At 67.0% G+C, this 18,892-nt stretch carries 22 protein-coding genes and 3 pseudogenes; 15 read left to right on the forward strand and 10 right to left on the reverse strand.

The annotated features are described in order from the left end of the window. Positions 1-39: 39 nt before the first annotated feature. Positions 40-520 (reverse strand): annotated as a pseudogene (locus ACFVKT_RS10910) (SMI1/KNR4 family protein). A 436-nt stretch (positions 521-956) separates the two neighbouring features. On the opposite strand from ACFVKT_RS10910, the gene ACFVKT_RS10915 reads away from it, so the two are divergent. Next, the gene (locus tag ACFVKT_RS10915; RefSeq protein ID WP_385729833.1) at positions 957-1,424 is read left to right on the forward strand and encodes a pyridoxamine 5'-phosphate oxidase family protein; all 468 of its coding nucleotides are present in this window, start codon (positions 957-959) and stop codon (positions 1,422-1,424) included. A 180-nt stretch (positions 1,425-1,604) separates the two neighbouring features. Here the strand turns inward: ACFVKT_RS10915 and ACFVKT_RS10920 are convergent, their stop codons facing one another. Continuing rightward, positions 1,605-2,147, reverse strand: coding sequence for a pyridoxamine 5'-phosphate oxidase family protein (locus ACFVKT_RS10920; RefSeq protein WP_385729834.1), 543 nt, complete (start codon positions 2,145-2,147; stop codon positions 1,605-1,607). Between the two features lie 539 nt (positions 2,148-2,686). Between ACFVKT_RS10920 and ACFVKT_RS10925 the strand changes: the two genes are divergently transcribed. The 5 genes from ACFVKT_RS10925 (at position 2,687) to ACFVKT_RS10945 (ending at position 7,064) form a co-directional block, all read left to right on the forward strand. After that, positions 2,687-3,625, forward strand: coding sequence for a bacteriocin fulvocin C-related protein (locus ACFVKT_RS10925; protein WP_385729836.1), 939 nt, complete (start codon positions 2,687-2,689; stop codon positions 3,623-3,625). Between the two features lie 237 nt (positions 3,626-3,862). Then, the gene (locus ACFVKT_RS10930; protein WP_385729838.1) at positions 3,863-4,681 is read left to right on the forward strand and encodes an SAM-dependent methyltransferase; all 819 of its coding nucleotides are present in this window, start codon (positions 3,863-3,865) and stop codon (positions 4,679-4,681) included. Positions 4,682-5,039: 358 nt separating this feature from the next. Further along, positions 5,040-5,687, forward strand: coding sequence for a DUF402 domain-containing protein (locus ACFVKT_RS10935; RefSeq protein ID WP_385729840.1), 648 nt, complete (start codon positions 5,040-5,042; stop codon positions 5,685-5,687). Positions 5,688-5,928: 241 nt separating this feature from the next. Then, positions 5,929-6,573, forward strand: coding sequence for a CatB-related O-acetyltransferase (locus tag ACFVKT_RS10940; protein WP_385729964.1), 645 nt, complete (start codon positions 5,929-5,931; stop codon positions 6,571-6,573). Between the two features lie 248 nt (positions 6,574-6,821). After that, on the forward strand, positions 6,822-7,064 hold the full coding sequence (locus tag ACFVKT_RS10945) for a hypothetical protein (protein ID WP_385729842.1): 243 nt from the start codon (positions 6,822-6,824) through the stop codon (positions 7,062-7,064). Positions 7,065-7,091: 27 nt separating this feature from the next. On the opposite strand, the gene ACFVKT_RS10950 is transcribed toward ACFVKT_RS10945, so the two are convergent. Continuing rightward, positions 7,092-7,769, reverse strand: coding sequence for a class I SAM-dependent methyltransferase (locus tag ACFVKT_RS10950; RefSeq protein WP_385729966.1), 678 nt, complete (start codon positions 7,767-7,769; stop codon positions 7,092-7,094). 308 nt (positions 7,770-8,077) lie between these two features. On the opposite strand from ACFVKT_RS10950, the gene ACFVKT_RS10955 reads away from it, so the two are divergent. Beyond that, on the forward strand, positions 8,078-8,503 hold the full coding sequence (locus tag ACFVKT_RS10955) for a transposase (protein WP_385729968.1): 426 nt from the start codon (positions 8,078-8,080) through the stop codon (positions 8,501-8,503). 21 nt (positions 8,504-8,524) lie between these two features. On the opposite strand, the gene ACFVKT_RS10960 is transcribed toward ACFVKT_RS10955, so the two are convergent. The 3 genes and pseudogenes from ACFVKT_RS10960 to ACFVKT_RS10970 form a co-directional block, all read right to left on the reverse strand. Further along, positions 8,525-9,217 carry a VOC family protein gene (locus ACFVKT_RS10960; RefSeq protein ID WP_385729844.1) on the reverse strand — a complete coding sequence of 231 codons (693 nt, stop codon included), beginning with the start codon at positions 9,215-9,217 and terminating at the stop codon, positions 8,525-8,527. A gap of 551 nt (positions 9,218-9,768) precedes the next feature. Further along, the gene (locus tag ACFVKT_RS10965; protein ID WP_385729846.1) at positions 9,769-10,335 is read right to left on the reverse strand and encodes a DJ-1/PfpI/YhbO family deglycase/protease; all 567 of its coding nucleotides are present in this window, start codon (positions 10,333-10,335) and stop codon (positions 9,769-9,771) included. A gap of 61 nt (positions 10,336-10,396) precedes the next feature. Next, positions 10,397-10,722, reverse strand: a pseudogene (locus ACFVKT_RS10970) (plasmid stabilization protein). Between the two features lie 222 nt (positions 10,723-10,944). Between ACFVKT_RS10970 and ACFVKT_RS10975 the strand changes: the two are divergent. The 3 genes and pseudogenes from ACFVKT_RS10975 to ACFVKT_RS10985 all read left to right on the forward strand — a co-directional run. Next, positions 10,945-11,034, forward strand: a pseudogene (locus ACFVKT_RS10975) (DNA-binding response regulator); the annotation flags it as partial. Positions 11,035-11,053: 19 nt separating this feature from the next. Then, positions 11,054-11,239 carry a hypothetical protein gene (locus ACFVKT_RS10980; protein ID WP_385729847.1) on the forward strand — a complete coding sequence of 62 codons (186 nt, stop codon included), beginning with the start codon at positions 11,054-11,056 and terminating at the stop codon, positions 11,237-11,239. A gap of 1 nt (position 11,240) precedes the next feature. After that, the gene (locus ACFVKT_RS10985) at positions 11,241-11,618 is read left to right on the forward strand and encodes a hypothetical protein (RefSeq protein WP_385729849.1); all 378 of its coding nucleotides are present in this window, start codon (positions 11,241-11,243) and stop codon (positions 11,616-11,618) included. A 174-nt stretch (positions 11,619-11,792) separates the two neighbouring features. Here ACFVKT_RS10985 and ACFVKT_RS10990 read toward each other — a convergent pair whose 3' ends face one another. Beyond that, positions 11,793-13,688, reverse strand: coding sequence for an SMI1/KNR4 family protein (locus tag ACFVKT_RS10990; protein ID WP_385729851.1), 1,896 nt, complete (start codon positions 13,686-13,688; stop codon positions 11,793-11,795). A gap of 379 nt (positions 13,689-14,067) precedes the next feature. Between ACFVKT_RS10990 and ACFVKT_RS10995 the strand changes: the two genes are divergently transcribed. From ACFVKT_RS10995 to ACFVKT_RS11005, 3 genes are all read left to right on the forward strand, one after another. Further along, positions 14,068-14,157 carry a hypothetical protein gene (locus ACFVKT_RS10995; protein WP_385729970.1) on the forward strand — a complete coding sequence of 30 codons (90 nt, stop codon included), beginning with the start codon at positions 14,068-14,070 and terminating at the stop codon, positions 14,155-14,157. 56 nt (positions 14,158-14,213) lie between these two features. Continuing rightward, positions 14,214-15,017: a tyrosine-type recombinase/integrase gene (locus tag ACFVKT_RS11000; protein ID WP_385729853.1), complete on the forward strand. Its 804-nt coding sequence runs from the start codon at positions 14,214-14,216 to the stop codon at positions 15,015-15,017. 193 nt (positions 15,018-15,210) lie between these two features. Beyond that, entirely contained in the window at positions 15,211-15,339 is a 129-nt protein-coding gene (locus ACFVKT_RS11005) for a hypothetical protein (RefSeq protein WP_385729855.1), read from the forward strand. A gap of 99 nt (positions 15,340-15,438) precedes the next feature. Here the strand turns inward: ACFVKT_RS11005 and ACFVKT_RS11010 are convergent, their stop codons facing one another. The 3 genes from ACFVKT_RS11010 to ACFVKT_RS11020 all read right to left on the reverse strand — a co-directional run bounded on the left by ACFVKT_RS11010 (position 15,439) and on the right by ACFVKT_RS11020 (position 16,267). Continuing rightward, positions 15,439-15,639 carry a hypothetical protein gene (locus tag ACFVKT_RS11010; protein WP_385729856.1) on the reverse strand — a complete coding sequence of 67 codons (201 nt, stop codon included), beginning with the start codon at positions 15,637-15,639 and terminating at the stop codon, positions 15,439-15,441. Positions 15,640-15,750: 111 nt separating this feature from the next. Beyond that, complete coding sequence (locus ACFVKT_RS11015) at positions 15,751-15,915, reverse strand: hypothetical protein (RefSeq protein ID WP_385729858.1); 165 nt, start codon at positions 15,913-15,915, stop codon at positions 15,751-15,753. A 94-nt stretch (positions 15,916-16,009) separates the two neighbouring features. Further along, positions 16,010-16,267, reverse strand: a complete 258-nt coding sequence (locus ACFVKT_RS11020) for a hypothetical protein (protein ID WP_385729860.1) — start codon at positions 16,265-16,267, stop codon at positions 16,010-16,012. Positions 16,268-16,454: 187 nt separating this feature from the next. Between ACFVKT_RS11020 and ACFVKT_RS11025 the strand changes: the two genes are divergently transcribed. Further along, positions 16,455-17,114 (forward strand): LmbU family transcriptional regulator, encoded by a 660-nt coding sequence (locus ACFVKT_RS11025; protein WP_385729862.1) that lies wholly within the window; start codon positions 16,455-16,457, stop codon positions 17,112-17,114. A gap of 643 nt (positions 17,115-17,757) precedes the next feature. Then, positions 17,758-18,759: a ParB N-terminal domain-containing protein gene (locus tag ACFVKT_RS11030; RefSeq protein ID WP_385729864.1), complete on the forward strand. Its 1,002-nt coding sequence runs from the start codon at positions 17,758-17,760 to the stop codon at positions 18,757-18,759. The last annotated feature ends 133 nt before the right edge of the window (positions 18,760-18,892 follow it).

The raw sequence follows: 18,892 nt of genomic DNA on the forward strand, positions 1-18,892 counted from the left end.
GATTTGGTCCGATTCGCCTCTGGTCTCAGACGATCGAGTTCAGCGGCAGAGCTCCATGATGATGTCGTCGAAGTCGGGGAACTCTCTCGTGGCCTGCTCAATCACGACAACTGCTGCCGCGCGATGAAGTGGAGCGAATTGTTCCGCGATGGCAGCCAGTTCGCGGTTGGGATGTGGGTCCCCAGTCGGGCTCGTACGAGTTGGCCGCCTCCCATGGGCCGAAGCCGTCGGCCAGCAACCAAAGGAAAGCGCCCAGGTTGCGGGCGACGACACCTGTCTCTCCTTCGGAGCCGAGGAAGACGACGGGCTGCTCGGCCAGTACTCGACCCGGGCGGATCAGCCAGAATGCGGCGAATCCGCCGGTGCCATCTTGGCCGAACACGCGGAAGGCGTCGCCGTTCAGCTCGCCGTTGCCGGTCCACGCGCGGAACCAGTCGGTTGTCTCATCGGCAGTCAGGAAAGCCTTGAAGGGCTCGAAGTCGACGCCGTCCTCGCCGATGCGGTCGAGCCGGACCGCCATGGCAGCGGCAAGTGGGGCAGGGAACTGGCGTTCCTCGGTCGGTGTCACACGAACAGACTAGCGACGTGATCCTCCGCAACTACCGAGACTGGCTGGCCGCCCAGTGCTGGTGGCAGTTCAGCACGCCAGCACCGGACCCGATCAACTGAGACGAAGTTGGGCATCCACCCCGCCGAATCACGTCAGACGGGAAGCCGACTCACAGGACGTATCAAACGATCTGGTCGCCGCAGGTCAGGAGGAAACCTCGCAAAGCGAGAAGGGCTGGCCGGACTGGATGAGCATCAGGAGACTGGCCTGACTGAGTATTTCTGCTGGCAACTTTGAGCATCGAAGTTGGTCGCCCCGAACCAAAAGCTGAGGGGTTCATCGGTCGCTGGGAGTAGGTCCTGCGCCTCACGCGCGCCTCGCGCCTGCTTGGTTAGGGTCGGTCCTCATGGAGAGCACGGGATTCATTGGCCGTCGGACGGCGGAGCGTGTGCGTGACGTTCTGGAGCGGCTGGTTGCCGAGCGGGATGTGTGGGTGTCGACGGCTCATCCTGATCACGGGCCGCATCAGGTGCCTTTGTGGTTCTTGTGGGACGGGCGAGCAGTGTGGATGTGCACCAGCGTCACTTCCGTGACTGCACGGAACATCCGCAAGGAGCCGCGTGTGCGGCTGGCGCTACCGGACACCTTCGACGTGGTGCTCCTCCAGGGTGAGGCGGAGTGCTTCCCGGACCAAGTGGTGCCCGAAGACGCAGCGGAGGCGTTCGCCGGCAAGTTCGGTTGGGACCCACGTGTGGAAGAGGGGTCCTTTGTGTATGTACGAATGGTCCCGAGGACTGTGCGCGCTTGGCGCGGCGAGCCGGAACTACGCGGGAGCGGGAGAGTCATCATGCGCGACGGGATGTGGCTGGAATAGCGGCCTCCCCTCGCCGACGCGTCTCTCTCGGTCACGATCTAGAGCTCGAATACGAGACAACTTCTGCCGTTGCAAGGGCGGTCAGGGTCACCTCTCGCCTTTTACAGCGGTCATAGTGTTTCCGGCCGGATGGGGGCTTCTCTGGCCGAGGCTGGCCGGCTCGCTCCATGATTCGGATGGTCATGCCTTCGACGTTCCTGGTTCGTTGGTCCCCACGCTGTTGCCAGTCTGCTGCCGCCGCTCCGCACGCTGCTGGACGAGTTCCTCGACGGCGCTGGGCAAGGTCGTCTCGAAGTCGATCAGCTTCGCCCACGTCGGCGTCATCACGATGCGGACCATGCCGTCGTAGAGCGAGCGGACCTCGGCTTCCCACTCGATCCGCTGCTCGGCCGTCATCTCGTAGGAGCCGTTCATCTCGAGGTACTCCTCGGGAATGCCGTCGACCTCGTCGAGCTCGACAGTGCCGCGGACGAGCAGGATCTTGGGCGGGTGTACCTCGGTGTCGATCGTGATGGCGGCGGCCGGGTTATGACGGAGCGACGCCAGCTTCGGGGCGTTCTTCGACGTGCACATCACGATCTCCTTGCCGTTCCAGGCGAAGGCGATCGGGATGTTCCGCGGTGTTCCGTCTTTGGCTACGTAGGCCAGGCGGCAGAGGTCACGAGCCAACATCTCCTGGCTCAGCGGGCGATTGAGGATCTCGGTGATCTGGTCGTTCGTCATGGTGGGCCTCCTGAGGTCGCAACCACGGTGGTCGCTTCTGTACCTGGGACGGAGTCGCCACGCGGTTCTCGACATCCTTGCCGAATTTTCCCGGGGTCCGAACGGAGCCGTGTCCGTTCGGACGCCGGGACGGTGTCGTCAGCCGCCCAGACCGCCCGGCAGTAGGCGTGAGCCGGTTCGTCCCCTCGGTCGATCGCCGGGATCGCCCTCGACCGAGTAGTCAGCGGAAGCTGAGACGGACCACGAGCAGACGGCGATTGCGAAGTACCGGCCGTCGGCGAGGCTGCTCGCTTTGAGTCACCAGGCTCGTCGTGGTCCGAAAGCCAACTGCGACACCACCGTAAGCATGGCCTGTGAATGCAGAACGTTTCGATCCGCGTCGAAATGATTGACGCTTCCAGACGCCTCGGCAAAGGATTTCTCTCCAGGTAGATCCGAAGCGGGAAAGAGCGCTGAATTGCGCGCTACGGATCGGTGTGAAGACTCACACCGGGCCGGCACCATGGGGCGGGTTGTCACATGAACGTGGGGAGAAGCTTGTGACCGAGTGGATATTGGCATTCGACGCCGACTGTCGCTTCTGCGGCGAAGTGGTGGATCGGGTACGCGTTTCCGTCGATGGCACGTTGACCACCGCGGGCCTCACGGAACCCCGTATTCGCGGCCTGCGCGCGCGTGCCCTGGGGGAAGGGGCCGCGTGGGCCCCGACTCTTTTGGCGGTCAACGGCGGCCAGGTGCGGGCTTGGACCGGAACCGCGCTGTCCCTCCGCCTGGCGCGGCTGCTGGGCCCGGCGGACTCACTGCGGGTGGCGCGTGCGCTCCGCGACCTCGATGCGCTGCGGCCCCCGAGCCGTCGAGGGATCCTCAAGGCCGTTCCGGGGCTGGCCCTGGGAACGTTTCTGGTCACTGGCGGCCTGGCAGCCTCACCCGCGCAGGCGGTGACCCGCGCCAGGGGGAGTAAGGCGTCGCGATGGGTGAAGGCCAACCTCGACCGGCTGCCCTCCGGCTACTCCGAGTTCGTCGCCTACCCCGCGGACTATCGGCGCGCTGTTTTCGGCGCGCTGTCCGCTTCGGCGCGGAGCGATCTGTGGGTGGCGCACTTCGCGAACTACCGGAAGACACATCCCGGTCTGTCGGCCGAGCAGTCCGCCGTCTTGGACGACGCCACGCGGCTGGCACCGCAGATCATCGCGGGGCGACAGCAGGGAGCAGTCGTCGAAGGGTTGGAGACGGCGGCTGTGGCGGCGTTCGGCGAGAGTGAGTCGCGGGCGATTCTCATGACGCTGGGCCCTGCCGACACGCAAGGCGTGGCGCCTCGGAGCGATCAGAGCATCCAGGTCATGGACTGCAATTCCCAGTGCGCGGGGAGCGGAAGCTGCAACATGGTGTGCTACTCGCATCCGTGGTGGTGCAACTGGACCGATTACGGCTGCGGTCCGCTGTGGCTGGGGCCCTGCAGCGGGGTGTGCGCTCCCTGAAGCCACCCCTGCTCGGAGTTCGGGGAGCCCGTGTCTGTCTCAGCTGTTCAGCGGCGAATCGCATGTCACGTGGCCTGGGCGGTTGTCGCCGTGGGGCCTGCCTCGGGATCTGATGCTAGGGGAGTTGAGCGGTGTTCGTCCTCCATCCAGCCCTGTCGCCGGACGGAGTCGCTGTCCTCAAGTCATGCCGCTAGGTTGCTCCTTGACCGTTTATCGGCTTGATCTGGAGGACATCCCGTGACTGAGATCCCCGCCGCGTCGATCGAGGCGCGCAAGCGAATCAAGACCGACCAGCCGCACACGGCCCGGATCTGGAACTACTGGCTGGGCGGCAAGGACAACTACGAGGTCGATCAGGCAGCCGGGGACCAGATACGCCAGCTGCACCCAGGTATCGGCGACTACGCCCTCGCCGACCGGCTGTTCCTCGGGCGCGCCGTACGGTACCTCGCCGACGAGTGCGGGATACGGCAGTTCCTCGACATCGGCACCGGTCTGCCGACGGCCGACAACACGCACGAGGTCGCTCAGCGTGTCGCGCCGGAGTCCCGCATCGTCTATGTCGACAACGACCCCATCGTGCTGGCCCACGCCGAGGCACTGCTGACCAGCACGCCCGAAGGGCGCACCGACTACCTCGACGATGACTTGCGCAACGTCGACGCGATCCTGGAGCAGGCGGCGCGGACGCTGGACTTCAGTGAGCCCGTGGCGTTGATCCTGCTCGGCGTCGTCATCTTCATCGAGGATGACGAGGAGGCGTACGCGATAGTGCGGCGTCTGCTGGACGCGCTGCCCGCAGGCAGCCACCTCGTCCTCTCGCACACCATCACCCGACCGGACATGCCAGACGTCGACGCCGCGGTGGCCTTCTGGAACGAGCACGGCACGCCGAAGCTCACCCAGCGCACCCCGGCCGCTGTCTCCGGGTTCTTCGACGGGCTCGAGCTCCTCGAGCCAGGGGTCGTCTCCTGCAATCGCTGGCGTCCGGACGGCGGCGAGGTTGACCTGCCTGCCGAGGTAGCCATGTTCGGTGGCGTGGGACGCAAGGCCTGATCGCCCCCGGTTGGGGGGAGGAACGGGGGCGCGTACCTCGGCACGGACGAGTTCCCGACCAGTGCGCAGAACTGCTGGGCTCGCGGTACAGCCGGATTGCCGTATACGGGCGGTCCGGCTGGCCTGCTGGTCGGTCGGCTTCTCCATGTGTTCGCGTATCCCGTCGGCGTAGACCAGCCACATCCCGACGACCGCACCGCGGGCGACCGGTACAGCCGCATGGGCCGCTGCGCCAACACCTCGGCCGCTGACCCTGGACAAGCCGGCCGGGAGCCCTGGGAATGCTGACCGGTCATCTGGGCAAGGAATCCTCAGCCGGCAGCTTGCCCGGCCTGGTCCCCGACGGGCAGAGGTGCCGATGCGATCATTCGACACCGGCGAGACGGTCGTGCGGCGTGACGTGCACCGCAGCGGGCGCGTGTGGAGCGAGCAAGCCCTGCGCGTTGTCGCCGATACGTGCGAGGCGCTGGTCACCGCCTGCGCGCCGGGCGCGGAGGTGATGTGGCCGGCCCTGCACGCGAAAGCCCGTGCCGACGGCGACCGGTCGGTGCGTATCGAGGCGTTCGACACCATGGCGACGGGGGAGTGGCAGCTCGCTCCCGGGGCGTGGCAGGAGACCGAGTTGCTGCTGTGGAAGCCACCAACGGCGTGGTTCAGTGTCAACGCCTTCTACACATCCGCAGGGCTGCGCAATTGGTACGTGAACTTCGAACACCCCACGCGCCGTACTCGGGACGGGTTCGACACCTTCGACTTGGCCGTGGACCTGGTCGTCGCCCCCGACCTCAACAGCTGGCACTGGAAGGACGAAGACGAGTATGCCCATGTGCGCCGGCTGGGCATCGTCACCGACACCGAGCACCGGGCGGTGGAACTCGCCCGCGCTCAGATCCTCGCCATGCTCGAAGAGCGGGCCGGCCCCTTCGCGGACATCGACTACTGGGCGGCCTGGCGTTGGAGGCCGGCGTGGCCACCGCCGCGCCTGCCCCAGCGCACTGAGGAATGAGTCCGTGGAGTGCAGGGCCCTTGACCGTCGCCTACGAGTCGGATCCGTGTGCCCGATCCGTTCCACCTCGCCGAGGTCTTCGCCACCGACGAGAAGACCGCGATGCGCTACGCGGAATCCGCAAGGTCATTGCTGGAGAGAGCTGCCGAACAGCAGCGTCGGTGAAAACTGCTCGACTGGGGCAGGGAAAGGCCGCGATCATGATGGCTTCAGTCGGCAGCTGCAGGGAAGTCGATTCGTGATGCCAGCCATTCCTCCTGACCCGACGGTGATGCACCCGATGCCCGATCAGCCTCGTGTGGTGCTGTTGAAGCCGCTGATCACATCGCCGCTGATCGAAGTCGGGGAGTTCTCCTACTATGACGATCCGGATGATCCGACCGCGTTCGAAAGCCGCAACGTCCTGTATCACTACGGACCGGAGAAGTTGATCATCGGGAAGTACTGCGCGCTGGGCGAGGGGGTTCGGTTCATCATGAACGGCGCCAATCACCGCCTGGACGGCCCCTCCACGTATCCCTTCCCGATCATGGGAGCCTCGTGGGCCGAGCACTTCGATCTGATCACCGGCTTGCCCAGCCGGGGCGACACCGTTGTCGGCAACGACGTCTGGTTCGGATACCGGACCACCGTCATGCCCGGCGTCCGCATCGGTCATGGAGCGATCATCGCCTCCGGTTCCGTGGTGGTCGATGATGTTCCGGACTACGGCATTGTCGGCGGCAATCCGGCAAAACTTATCCGGCGTCGATACAGCGATACGGACATGACCCGCCTTCTGGCTGTGGCCTGGTGGGCCTGGCCCACGCAGCACATCACCGAGCACATCCGAACGATCATGTCCGGCAGCATCGACGACCTCGAAGCCGTAGCTCCCAGACAGTAACTGCCCGCCAGGCACGCGGTCCCTCGTGTGGTGGGCCTTCTGCAAGGGGGCACTGCACAGACCCACTGCACAGACCTCCATCAGCCTGATGCTGCTCCGCGCCGCGCAGATCGTCGGCAGCACGTACCCCGTCATCTCCTTGACCGACACCATCCGCAAAGCCGGGAAGCCGTGAAGCGCATCACGCCGTCGCGACATGGCAGGACGCCCCGTACTTCACCGACGCCGAACGGGTCGCACTGGAGCTTGTGGAGACCGTCCTCCCCCGGAACCCGTTCGGGGAACGTGTCTGCGGCGAGCTGCTCGCCAAGTCATCCGCACGCTATGGCGACGAGGCGTTCTGGACGCTCACCATGGCGATCGGCCACTTCTGCTTGTTCGTCCCGGTCGCTCTCATCGGCAGGCCCATCGGGCGCGATTCTATTGACCCCGAGGCAGTCTCCCAGGAGTTGCGTCGGACTCCTGCTGCTCCGGTCGAGGAGATTCAGTGACTTGCGGATGCAGAGAGCGCCCGAACGTCAGCGCCCGGTCTCCTCACGGCGGCAGTGCAGGAAGAGGTGGGGCTCGGGGCCGGCGCCGGGGTGGTCCGGGGTGTAGATGGCGCTGTGGGAGGACAGCACCGTCAGACCTGCCGCCTCCACCATGCCGGTGACGTTCTCCTCGTCGAAGCTAGTCGCGCGGACAGGCTGGCCCATGAAGACCACCTCGACGTCCTCCACGTCCGCGGGCACGGTAGCCAGTACAAGATGCCCTCCGGGCCTCAGAGCGAGGGCCAGGCGTTGCGTGAGCGCAGACTGCTCGACCCGCGTCATCTGCAGCAGCGAGAAGAACACGCATATGCCGTCGAACGAGTCTGCCTCGAGCGGGAGATTTCGGATGTCGCCACAGCGGAAATCTGCCTCGGGCACCTGTCGGGCGGCGAGTTCGACCATGACGGGGGAGACGTCGATGCCCAGCACCGAGTGCCCTGCCTCGATGAGCGCGGACGCGGTGGGCCGCCCGGTGCCGCTGCCCACGTCCAGCGTCCGCGCGGCGGGCGGCAGCCGTTCGATCATCCACTCCAGCGCGGACAGATGGGCGGGGGCATGGGCGAACGCCTTCTCGTAGTTGGGGCCCAGCGCATCGAACAGTACGGCGGCGGGCGGCCGTTGGTCCTCATGCCTCACCTCGGTGTCCCTTCGCTCGCCGACCTGCATCGTCGCACCCGGCGGACGCGTGCCACAACGGTCGCTGAGGATCGACATGCGACGTCCCTTGAAAGAGGCGGTGGGGAAGCTGTCTCGCCAGTACCGCGGATGGAAGATCCGCCAAGGAGGGTTGCGCGGCGTGATCCTGGCCTTCGGTCAGGGACTCGGCGCCAAGGTGGTCGCGCCCACCAGCATGCGGCGGGTGCCAGCAAAAGGGGGATCTGCAGGTCGAGCCGCCCGGTGGTGTCTTCACCGAGCCCGGCGACCACCGGCTCGGACGCTCCCGGGGCGGGCTGACCACCAAGCTCCACCTGGCCATCGAGCAGGCCCAGAAGCCGATGTCCCTGGTGATCACGGCCGGGCAACGCGGTGACTCCCCGCAGTTCCAGGTGGTCCTGGGCCGAATTCGGGTGTCCAGGCTCGGACCGGGCCGCCCGCACACCTGGCCGGACAAGGTTCGTGTCGACAAGGCGTACGGCTCCCTCGCGAACCGCACCTACCTGCGCAAGCGTGGTATCCACTGCACGATCCGGAGAAGCGCGACCAGATCGCCAACCGCAAGAAGCGCGGCTCCCACGGTGGCCGGCCATCGAAGTCCGACGGCCGACTACAAAGAGCGCCACCCGGTGGAATGCGGGATCAATCGCCTTAAGCGCCACCGCGCGGTCGCCACGAGATACGACAAGCTCGCCGTCCGCTACGAGGCGACCGTGCTGGTGGCAGCCATCAACGAGTGGCTTTGAGCAGCACGGTTGAAGGAAGTTTCAGCCGTCTCGACCCTGCCATGTGGTCAAGCAGGCTTCGTTCCCCTCCAGGTCGGCAAGTACCCAGAAAGCGGGGGCACGGGTCGCGGACACAAGTCGGCCTCCAGCCGCCAGTGCGGTCTCGATCCGCCGGGGTGCCTCGTCATGCGGAACACAGATGTCGAAGTGGATGCGATTGCGCTGTGGGCGCGCCCGGTCCATCTGCTGGAACCAGATGGCCGGGCCCTGCCCGATCGGGTCGACGAGCGGATCCTCCGGTCCCTCGGCACCCGCCTCATCCGTATAGCCCAGCACCGCCTTCCAGAACGGCCGAATCCCCGCAATGTTCAGTGCATCAATCGCGATCTCCAGAAGCTGGACAGACCGCGGTGCCCCCGTTCCGATTTCGGGCTCTGCCAGCAGCCCGGACCTGTCAGCAGTGGCGGAGATCTGACGTGCGAGTTCGACATCCCGGGTAGTAACCGCTGCGCGGTCCAACGACTGCAAAGTGAAGACGACCCGATCGGGGCGGACATCGACCCGAAGGTGCCGGTCGGCGTCGTCGCCGCACACCGCGACAGTGTCCGCCGCCAAGCCCATCGCCTGAGCCAGCGATCTGACCCGGACCGACGTTCGCAAAGTGCCCAGCAAGAAGCGCCACCCGTAGTCCTGGACCGCCCCTGATGCTTCCTGCCGACTCAATATCTGCTCCATGGCCGCATCCTTGCAGCCCCCCGCTGTCAGCCCCGCCTGCCGGTACTTCTGAACCGGCCCTAGCCCCCAATTCGACAAGGTGATCACGGCCGGGGGATGCGAGCGATAGTTGCGGCACCGGTGGTGGTGCGTCGGAAGCTGCGTGGGGGTGTTGTACGTGGCGGTCAGTGAGGTCGTGCCGCCTGGATACCGACCGGGCACGTCCAGGCGGCCGTCGGCGCAGCTCCGATCTGGAGCAGGAACTCGCCGCGCGCGAGGAAGGGCGCGGCGTGTGGCCAGGTTGAGCGACCGGGTGGCCGGCGCCGAAGAGGCGCCGGGACTGATAACGACCCCATGGCCGTGTGCACCGTCGGACGCGCCGCCGAAGTGTCGGGCGATGGCGCGAAAAGGCAGAGTGACGACGGTGGTGAGAGCGCGCCAGGCCAGCGATGGCATCGAGCATGGAGAGGGTCAACCCGTTGGGGAGGGCATCTCCAGGCCGGGAGCGCGGTCTTACACAAGGCGGTATGGCACGGAGCGCGGTGTCTCCTCCGCGGGTCGGGTTCCTGGGTTCAGGACCCGACGAGGGCTTTGTTGATCCCGTCGACAAAGGCGTCGAGGTCCTTGGGAGTGCGGGATGTGACCAGGGTGTAGCCGCCCGCGGTGTCGCTCACTACGGGCTCGTCGACCCAGGACGCGGCTCCGGCGTTGCGGATGTCGGTGCGCAGCGAGGCGTAGGACGTCAGGGTCTTGCCCCGGACGGCGTCCGCTTCCACGAGGGCCCAAGGGCCGTGGCAGATGGCGGCGATCGGACGGCCGGAGGTGACGAAGGCCTTGACGATGGCGAGGGCCTTGTCGTCGAGGCGGAGCTGGTCGGCGTTGAGGGTGCCGCCCGGGAGCAGCAGGAGCTGGTGGTCGCCGGGGTCCACCACGTCGAAGGTGGCGTCGGGCGCCACCGTTTCGCCAGGGTCCTTGTCTCCAACCAGGGTCTGGACCGGGTCCGCCGTCGCGGCGGCAACGGTGACGTCCGCGCCGTCCTCTCGCAGTCGCCTCAGCGGCACCAGCAGTTCGTCCTGTTCGACTCCGTAGTTGGTGACGAGCGCCAGCACTCGGTGGCCATTGAGCGGCTTGTCCGTCATGGTGATGCACCCTTCTTCGTGACGATCTCGCGAGGTCGCGGGTCGCGGTGTGTCTGATGGGTCAGTTGCAGAGGGCCCTGCGCGGCTGCTGCTTGTTCATGGAGAAGCGGCCATGGATGGTGTACCTCCTGGCCCCGTCGTACAGCTGGTCCCTGGTGGGATTAGCGGCGCCACGGTGCGAGGGCTCTCCCCGCACCGCGAGGCGGACCTTTTGCCCTTGGCCGAGGGTGGGCTCCCCTGTTTCGCCGCGCCCGCGCGGGCCCGCTCCGTGTTGACTGATTGCGACGCGATCACCTTCGCGCGCACGGCGGAGGCCCCTGGCTCTTTCGCGCTGTTCTTGGTGTGCGCGTCCTGCCGCTTCCGCCTGGGGCTGGAACCTGCCGGCATCGCTGCTCTCCTCACCTCGCACTCACCACGGGGAATGCCTGCCCCCACTCCTCGGGTGCTCAGTACGGGGCGACTCACACTCACGCCCGCTCCCTTCCAGTGCACACTCTCCAGCGGCGCCGCGCGACCGAGAGCGAGCCGAGCGGCGGAGGGCACCCGATACCCGGCGGCGGACGGGGCCGGCACACAGGCTGCTCATAGCGCAGTCACGGCTGGCCGCCCCGGACAGTCGAAGACGGGAACCCCGTGCTGTCCCCGGCCGCCACGGCACGAGTGATCGCCGCAGCAACCAGGCCGCAGTCCTCGGAGGCCCGCCGCTCATCCCACGATCGTGGGGCAGCTCATCACCCGCCCGCTCTGCGCCTCCGCCGCAGACTGGATGGCCGTCGGTGATGAGTGGGGCGGGCTCGACCTGGGCCTGGGGCCGGTCATGCTGTCCTGGACGGTGGCCATCCTCGCCTTCGTCGGCTATCCGGCCGCCTCTCGCAAGGGCACCCGGCACACTGTCACGCCGTGATGTGCTGCTGGCGCTGGCGGCCGCCGCGGAGCACCCCAACGAGCACCCTTTGGCCCGCGCGGTCGTCGACGCCGCCCGCACCCGCGGCCTGGTCATCGAGGACATGCGGGACCTCACGACCGCCCCCGGTATCGGCGTCACCGCCACTATCGAAGGGCACGCGGTCGCGGTACGAGCCCTTGCCCGCCTCTTCGATGAAATCGACGACACCCTCTCGGCCCGCGCCACTGAGGCCGCGGCGGGCCTGGAGGAGAATGGCCCCATCGTCGTCCTGGTCCTACGCGACTGCGTCCCTGTCGGGGTGTTGGACATCACCGACCGCCTGCGCCCCGACGCCCTTGCCGCAGTCGCTTTCCCTGACCGCGCTGGTATGCGCTGATGGTTTCCCAGGGCAGGTGGTGCGTGCTGTTGTGCTCCTGGACGCGCTGCCCAGGGGAGTAGAGGCGGTGTAGCCACGGTGTACGGCTGGGCAGGGTGAGAATGCCGGATACGACGACCGCCTCATCGCCCGGGCTGGCCGAGGCCGTGGTCTCGGCTCTGCGGTGGCGTCGCCTCAGGGCCGACGCCGTACGAAGCCCAGGTAGGCGAAGCCTTCGCCTTCGCGCGGCGCCCGGGTCCAGGACCGGGTGGTGAACATGGGGAGGCTGCCTTGGGACAGGGCGAAACAGGGAAGCGAGATGCCCAGTTCGGCGTGCAGGGTCTCCAACAGGAGCACCTCTAGGTCAAGATGAGCGTTCGGAGAGCCGACAAATCGCGCGGGATCCAGGGTGCTGGGTATCGCACCTGAGCGCCGGATGTCGTTGCCCCGCACCGTGAACGCATAGAGTTCCTCGCCGCGTTCGGCCACCGAGACATGGAATGCGGCCGGGTGATCAGCCAAATGCCGCTGCGGCTCACGCCACACCACCACGGCGCGACCCGACGCGGAGGCGGCCGCGGCGGGGGACTGGAACAGGTGGTTGATGCCCTGGCGGGACTGGCCATCGAAGGCGAAAGCCCACCCCTCGCTGCAGCGTCCGGCCATGACCGCGGCCCGGTCCTCCCAGAGCTCGACGCCCTCCCGTTCGTGGTTCTGTGTCAACGGCCGGTACGCCTTGGCTGCGTGCACGGGCGCACTCAGTTCGGCACCCTCGTCGCCTATCAGAGCGGGTAGGCCGGCGGGGTCGGCGCCTTCGACCCAGACGCAGCGGTACGCGTCGAACGGCCGCCCATGTATCCCGGTCGTCGTCAGCCAGGTGAGACCCGGCGGGTCGAGATCGGGCGCCGGCTCGGGAGCGGGCCCGGACTCGCCTGCGCGGGGAGTCGCGAGGATCTCTCGCCCGCGCTGCGGGGTGATCAGCGACCCCAGAACCGGATCGGCGAGCAGGCCAAGGGGCGCGAGCAGCAAAGGTCCAGGTGGTATCCACTGCGCTAGCGCGCCACGCAGCGTTCGCCAGGCGGCATCGGTCGCTCCCCACCGGGCGGACTCCCGGGCCTCGTTGACGGCCCGGCCCCAAGCACCCGGCGGTGCATAGCGATGGGTGCCGTCGCGTAGGGCGCTCAACAGGTCCTCGGCGATCTCTCGGTCGACCCCACGGGCGGCCATCATCCCCAGCCAGTGGTCGTCTCCGCCCAGTCGCCATCCGCCGGAAGCCGGTTCGATGGCTGACACTGTAAGGAGCTCGGGCAGATAGCGTGGGTCAGCCGCAAGGGAGCCGTAGTCCCGCTGCGTGCGGGGAGCCGTCAGATGCTGCAACTGGTTCAGCAGAATGGCGCTGTTCGGTCGTCCGAAGGACCGCGCCTCATCGAGCAAGGGCAGGGCCTCTTCATACCGTCCGCGCAGGGCGAGGAGGCGGGCCTCCTTCACCCGGGCGTCCTGGGCACGCGTGGTGGCGTTTTCGAAGTCCGGCCGCCCCACCCGGTCGCCGTGGAAGCTCCGGTACATGGCCTCCATGTAGGCACGAAACGACGGGTAGCGGTCCGGGTATTCACCGCTCCAGCCCTTGTAGATGTAGAGCGGCCACTCGCCGTGCTCGTCGCGGTCGCCCGGGTCGAGCAGAGCCAGCGTCATATCGGAGTCGATCTCCAGGCGCAGCGATCGCTTCCACATGCCGGCGAGCAGGACTTCCTGCTCGCTCGGGTCGTCGCCCAGATTCTCTTCGTACACCTCGGTCAATCGGTACGGATCCCGGGACCAGTCGATGTCCGCGATCCCACCTAGCTGATAGACCCCGGCAGTCTGCTCTACACGCCATCCGTCGCTCGCGGCCAGGAACTGGCGGTAGGAGGGCGGCAGCCGCTTCCCCAGCCGCTTCTCGGCGGCGGTGATCACGGCCTCGTCCGCCCCCGGCCTGCCCAGCCTGACGGCGCCCGGACCGCCGTCCCCGTCCCCTTCGTGCTCGGCGCGGGGAACCCACTCCTCCTGCCAACGGCCGAGGAACTCCTGCCAGTTGAAAGACTCGTCGCTCATGACCGAGATCGTGCCAGCCACCACTGACAACGAGTCACTCAGAAGGCATACGCCATCCGTTCCTGACGGCGGATGGTCGGGGATAATGCGTTGTCCGGGCCGGGCTGGCGGGGCATGTCCCAATAGGGGCCTGCCGGTCGGTGTGGCGTCCTCACGATTCTGACCGCCCGGTTGGCTCGGTCCCGGCAACGCGACGCGGCCCGGAGAGACTTCTACCTTGTCCAGATAGCCACAGCCCGGAGAACCTGGCCTGGAACAGCGAAATGGCGTGGCTGCTACTGGATTTCGAGATCCTGCCGCCGTCGCAGCGCAATGCGATGTGGCTGTGTGCCTACTACATCCGGGGATAAGCGGATTCTATGTCGACCGTGAACGTGTCGTGCGGGAGGGGATCGCCCACCTGCGCGCTGCGTGGGCCGCGTATGCCGAGGATCAGGCGTTGGCCGAACTCATCGCTGGTAATGAGTAATTCGCGCGTTTGTGGGCCGAGGGAGACGTCAGGGTCAATGGCGTGGACAGAAGGTGATGCGGCACGCTGACGGCGGTGACAAACGGCTGTACCGCAACCCGTGCAAGGGCAGCAGCTCGATCAAGCCGCCGAAGAAGCCGGAACGCAAGGCTCGCGCCTGGCAGCAGGATCGCGTCGACGCCGTACGGGAGGCGCTGGCCGACCGGTACCGGATCACGGTCGACCTCGGGGTCGGGTGCGGACTCCGGCAGGGTGAGGTGTTCGGCTTTAGCCCAGACGATGTCCGCGACGGCTTCGTGCACGTGGAACGGCAGATCCTCATGTACAAGTCGCAGCTGTACTTCGGTCCGCCCAAAGGCGGCAAGGAACGCGACGCGCCTCTGCCCCAGGTGCTCGCGAAGCGGATCCTCACGCATCAGGAGCATTTCGAACCGATCGAAGTGACCCTGCCGTGGCTGGACCCCGAGGAGCCCGACCTCGCACGCGAGGACCGGCGCAAGGTGACCGTCCGGCTGCTCGTCTACACAGGGCGGCGCGGCGCGATCAACCGCACCACCTGGAACACCAAGGCGTGGAAGCCCGCGCTCGCGACTGCGGGAGTCATCCCGCCGCTGCCCAAACGGCAGCCGGGCGAGAAGCCGTCGCGTGTTTGGGAGCCGAGCCGCGAGCATGGCTTCCACGTCTTGCGCCATACGTACGCCTCGGTGATGCTCGAAGCCGGTGAGTCGATCGTCTCGCTCGCGAAGTGGCTGGGCCACTCCGACCCGGCATTCACGCTCCGGACGTACACGCACTTCATGCCGCAGGCCGGCGCACGGGGACTCTCCGCCATCGAGGCGTGGCTCACGGATCTCGGCTGAAAGTCCCTGAGAAGTCCCAGAGGGCGAGACCAGCCGCCGGATGTCCATAAACATGCAGGTCAGAGCGTGATCGCTCCCTGAGTGGGACAGAACCCGGCGTACAGCCCGACTCGTCTGCTTTCAGGGCTCTGAACTGGGCTTATGTCCTGGTTGGAGCCCTCTGGGCCGGGCGGCGAACGGGGTGGTGGTCACGATGGCTGACCCTGTGAACGGCCGTCCGCGTCTCCAGCGCCGGATGGAGGATCTGGACGTCTGGGTCCGTACGGCGTGCGCTCTCGTGGTCGCGGGGGTGGCGGCGTACGCCTCGTACGTTCATCAGTAGGAGTTCGCGTTGCAGGGCGGGGTGGACCGGGTCAGTGCCTCGTCACCCGCGAGTACCGGGCCCGCCCCGGGTCCAGCAGGGTGCGCTCCACCCAGGGGCCTAACTCCGCCTCCCTCTGCGGTACCGGCCCAGCGGCCGGTAGCCGGGGACGCCGCCCAGCGCGGCGTCGACCTGCAGCGCCACCGGCGTATCCCCGATCCCCCAGTGGGTGCGGGCGGTGCGGTGATCGAAGGCCGGCAGGCGTAGGTCCAGAACGGCTCGGCCGCGCAGCGGCTTGGTGCCCGACATCAGCTCGGACATCACCCTCATCGCCGAGCCGCACAGGATGATCCGGCCAACCGGGTGTTTTGCCGGAATGCGGCTGGTCGTACAGCAGTTGCAAGAACCCGGGGATCTCCGGGGAATGCCGTATCAGATACGGCAGCGCGTCGATGACGATCGGCGGCGCCCAGAGGCACGGTTCACCACCTCCAGCGCGGCGGTGAGCACATCCCGCCAGTCGTCCAGCCGCATCGCATCGGGCCGTACTCCCGCGTGTGTGGCGATCGCTTCGGTGAACCGGTGCAGCGCGGGCACCCGACCCTCCTCCTACAGCTCGGGGGCCGGGTCGTCGAGGAAGTCGTGTCAGGCTCGTGATCAGCTCGTTCAGGATGCGCACCGCTCGTGGAGGCTAGAGGGCGTCGGAGACGAGCAGGCTGATGACTGTGATGCGCTGGCCGCAGTTGGGGCATTCGTGGGTGGCGTTCAGTCGGGACGCGGATGCGCTGGTGGAGTCGTCCGCCGTGTCGTCCGGCTCGCGCGTACGCATGCGATGTGTCCGCCACCACCGGGCCCGGCAGCCGGAGTCGCAGAATCTGCGGTTCGGGGTCCGGCTCGTCCAGACGAACTCCGTGTCGCACTCGGCACAGCGTCGGATCGCGGTGACCATGCATCCTCCTCGGTGTGCTCGGCGGCGCCGGCTGCTCCGCCGGACCAGTAGAACCGGAGGCGGGTAACCGCTCCGTAACACCATCACGCTCCCGGAATCCGCTTCCGGCGGCGGTCCTGTTACCCCGCCGAGACCGGCCGCAGTGGAGGATGAGGGCGCTGACGAGGGGCGGATTGAGATGCGCGGGATGTCAGGCGAACAAGCACGTCGAACCGGAGGGCCGGCGGAACTGCCGGTGCGGCACACCGGCCTGGTCTCACTGGACGGACAGTTGGTCACCCGGCGCACCGCGATGTCGCTCCCCCCTGGCCTGCCGCTGGCTCAATGGCGTCACCTGGGGCGGCAGATGTTCGTTGTTGCGGATTCGTCGGCATGGTGGATGGGTGACTGGCTGATCTATGGGCGGAATGAATATCCGGACCGCTATCGCCGTGCCCTGGCAGAAACCGGCCTTGACTATCAGACGCTGCGCAATTATGCGTGGGTCGCCGGAAAATTTGACCCTACCGAGCGGCGCGCGCGGCTGAGTTTCCAGCATCATGCCGAGGTTGCCGGTATTCCTGTGGGGGAGCGGGACGAATGGCTTTCCCGTGCCGAACGCGGCGGTTGGTCGCGGAACGAGCTGCGGCACCGGTTACGGGCTCATCGTGACTCCGGTCGCGCGGCGCCTGACTCTCCCATCCGGTTCAGCGTCCCGCCTGAACGCGGCGTCCGGTGGCAAAGGGCGGCCGATTCGGCGGGCCTTGATCTGCTGGACTGGATGGTTCAGCGACTGGACGAGGCCGCCGACGAACCGGTGGAATCCGGTTCTCCGGCCGCTTCCCGCACCCCGTCTTCCGGAGCGTGAATCTCCGCTTCCATTAATGGGGCTTTCCCGTAGTGAGGCCCGTGTGCGTCCCGCTGGCGTCCCGCCGGCGGGACAGTTCGGTTTCTATATAACGCGCTGCTGCGCGGGCGTGTGCTGCGGGGTATACAGACTGCGGCGAATTGTCGGCCGCGGCTGTCAGGACGGCGTGAACCGGAGGGCGCGCTCACCATCCCCGCACGCCTCTGGCGTGCGCCGACGCGGATCCGATACCCGACAAGTGGGTGAATTCCCCGCTCCTCGGCGGACCTGGACACCGGGCGCATGGCGGCTGCTGTCCAGGTTTCGAACGGGATGGACGGTGTTACAGTTTCTGTCGGCGAACGGGCTGCCTTTCGGATCGCAGTCCGCACGTGGCATTACGGGGGATTTTGATGCACTCAGCCGTGCGTAAGGTTCGCATGATCAACGATTTGCGCCAGCCGCGTTCTCCATCGGGCGATGCCTGCGGCCACGGTGTATGCATGCGCCTCATGTCGCGCGTGGTCAATTTCTCTTACAGGGCGGCCTGACTCCGCCGTGGGCGGATTGTCAGTGTCCAGCCTTTCTGTTCTGTGACTGCGCCCGCGAATTGTTCATTCATCGCGGATTGCGTGTTTGTGTGTACATCAAAGGAGGGCTTGCAATGCAGCCTGGCCAGGCGCAATTCGATCAAGGGATGGTTGTCGAAGTCGAGATCGGTTCGCTGTCCGTGGCGGCTTCGCCGCGTAGTTCGGGTGCGGACCTGGATCATATAAGGGCCCTTGCGGAAGTGAGAGCGCCACTTCCTCCCATCGTGGTTCATCGGTTAACAATGCGAGTGATCGACGGCGTGCACAGATTACGCGCGGCCGAACTCCGCGGCGATGAAAAGATCGCCATCGTCTATTTTGACGGCTCCGATTCCGATGCCTTCGTGCTGGCGGTGGAGTCGAACATCACCCACGGCCTGCCTTTGTCGATGGCGGACAGAAAGAGCGCGGCCGCTCGCATCATCGTGTCGCACCCGCAGTGGTCGGACCGGATGATCGCCTCGGTCTCCGGCCTCTCGCCCGGCACGGTCGGTGAGATCCGCCGGCGGGCGGCCGGGAGTGCGGTGGCTCACGGCAGCCGGATCGGTCAGGACGGGCGAGTGCGCCCCGTCAACAACGCGGTCGGGCGCGAACTCGCCGGGAAAATCATCAGGGAGAATCCGGGCCTGTCGCTGCGGCAGATCGCCCGTGTCGCAGGGATCTCCCCCGAGACCGCCAGGGATGTGCGGAATCGAATCCGCCGAGGCGAGGAGCCGCTGCCGCAGCCGTGTCGAAAGCCCCGTCCGCGGCGTGCGCGGCAGCCTGACGACGCCGGCCTCGCCCTGGGCGGCGGTGCGGCGACCGGTGAGGCACGCACTGCTGCGGCGCGGGTCTCGGCGGTGAACCGGCTCAAGGCGGATCCCGCGCTGCGGTTCAGCGAATCCGGCCGCACCCTGCTGCGGATGCTCAACGTCCACGTCCTTACCGGCGCGGAGTGGCAGGAGATCATCGACAACGTCCCGCCGCACTGCAGGACGGCCGTTGCCGGTCTCGCCCGTGAATGCTCGGGAATCTGGAGGGATATCGCCGCGCGAATAGATCATCACGAAGTACAGCAGGCAGTACAGAAGGACTAGGGCGACTGGTCAGCCCGCACGCTTGCCGATCATCTGACACGGGCCCGGGCCGGAACGGCGTATTCAACTGACGCAAACCGGATTGCGGGATTCTGGTTCACGTCCAAGCGCTGAATGCGCTCAGTTGGACGGC

It is taken from the genome of Streptomyces sp. NPDC127595 (assembly GCF_042671685.1).
In the GTDB taxonomy this organism is placed as follows: Bacteria; Actinomycetota; Actinomycetes; order Streptomycetales; family Streptomycetaceae; genus Streptomyces.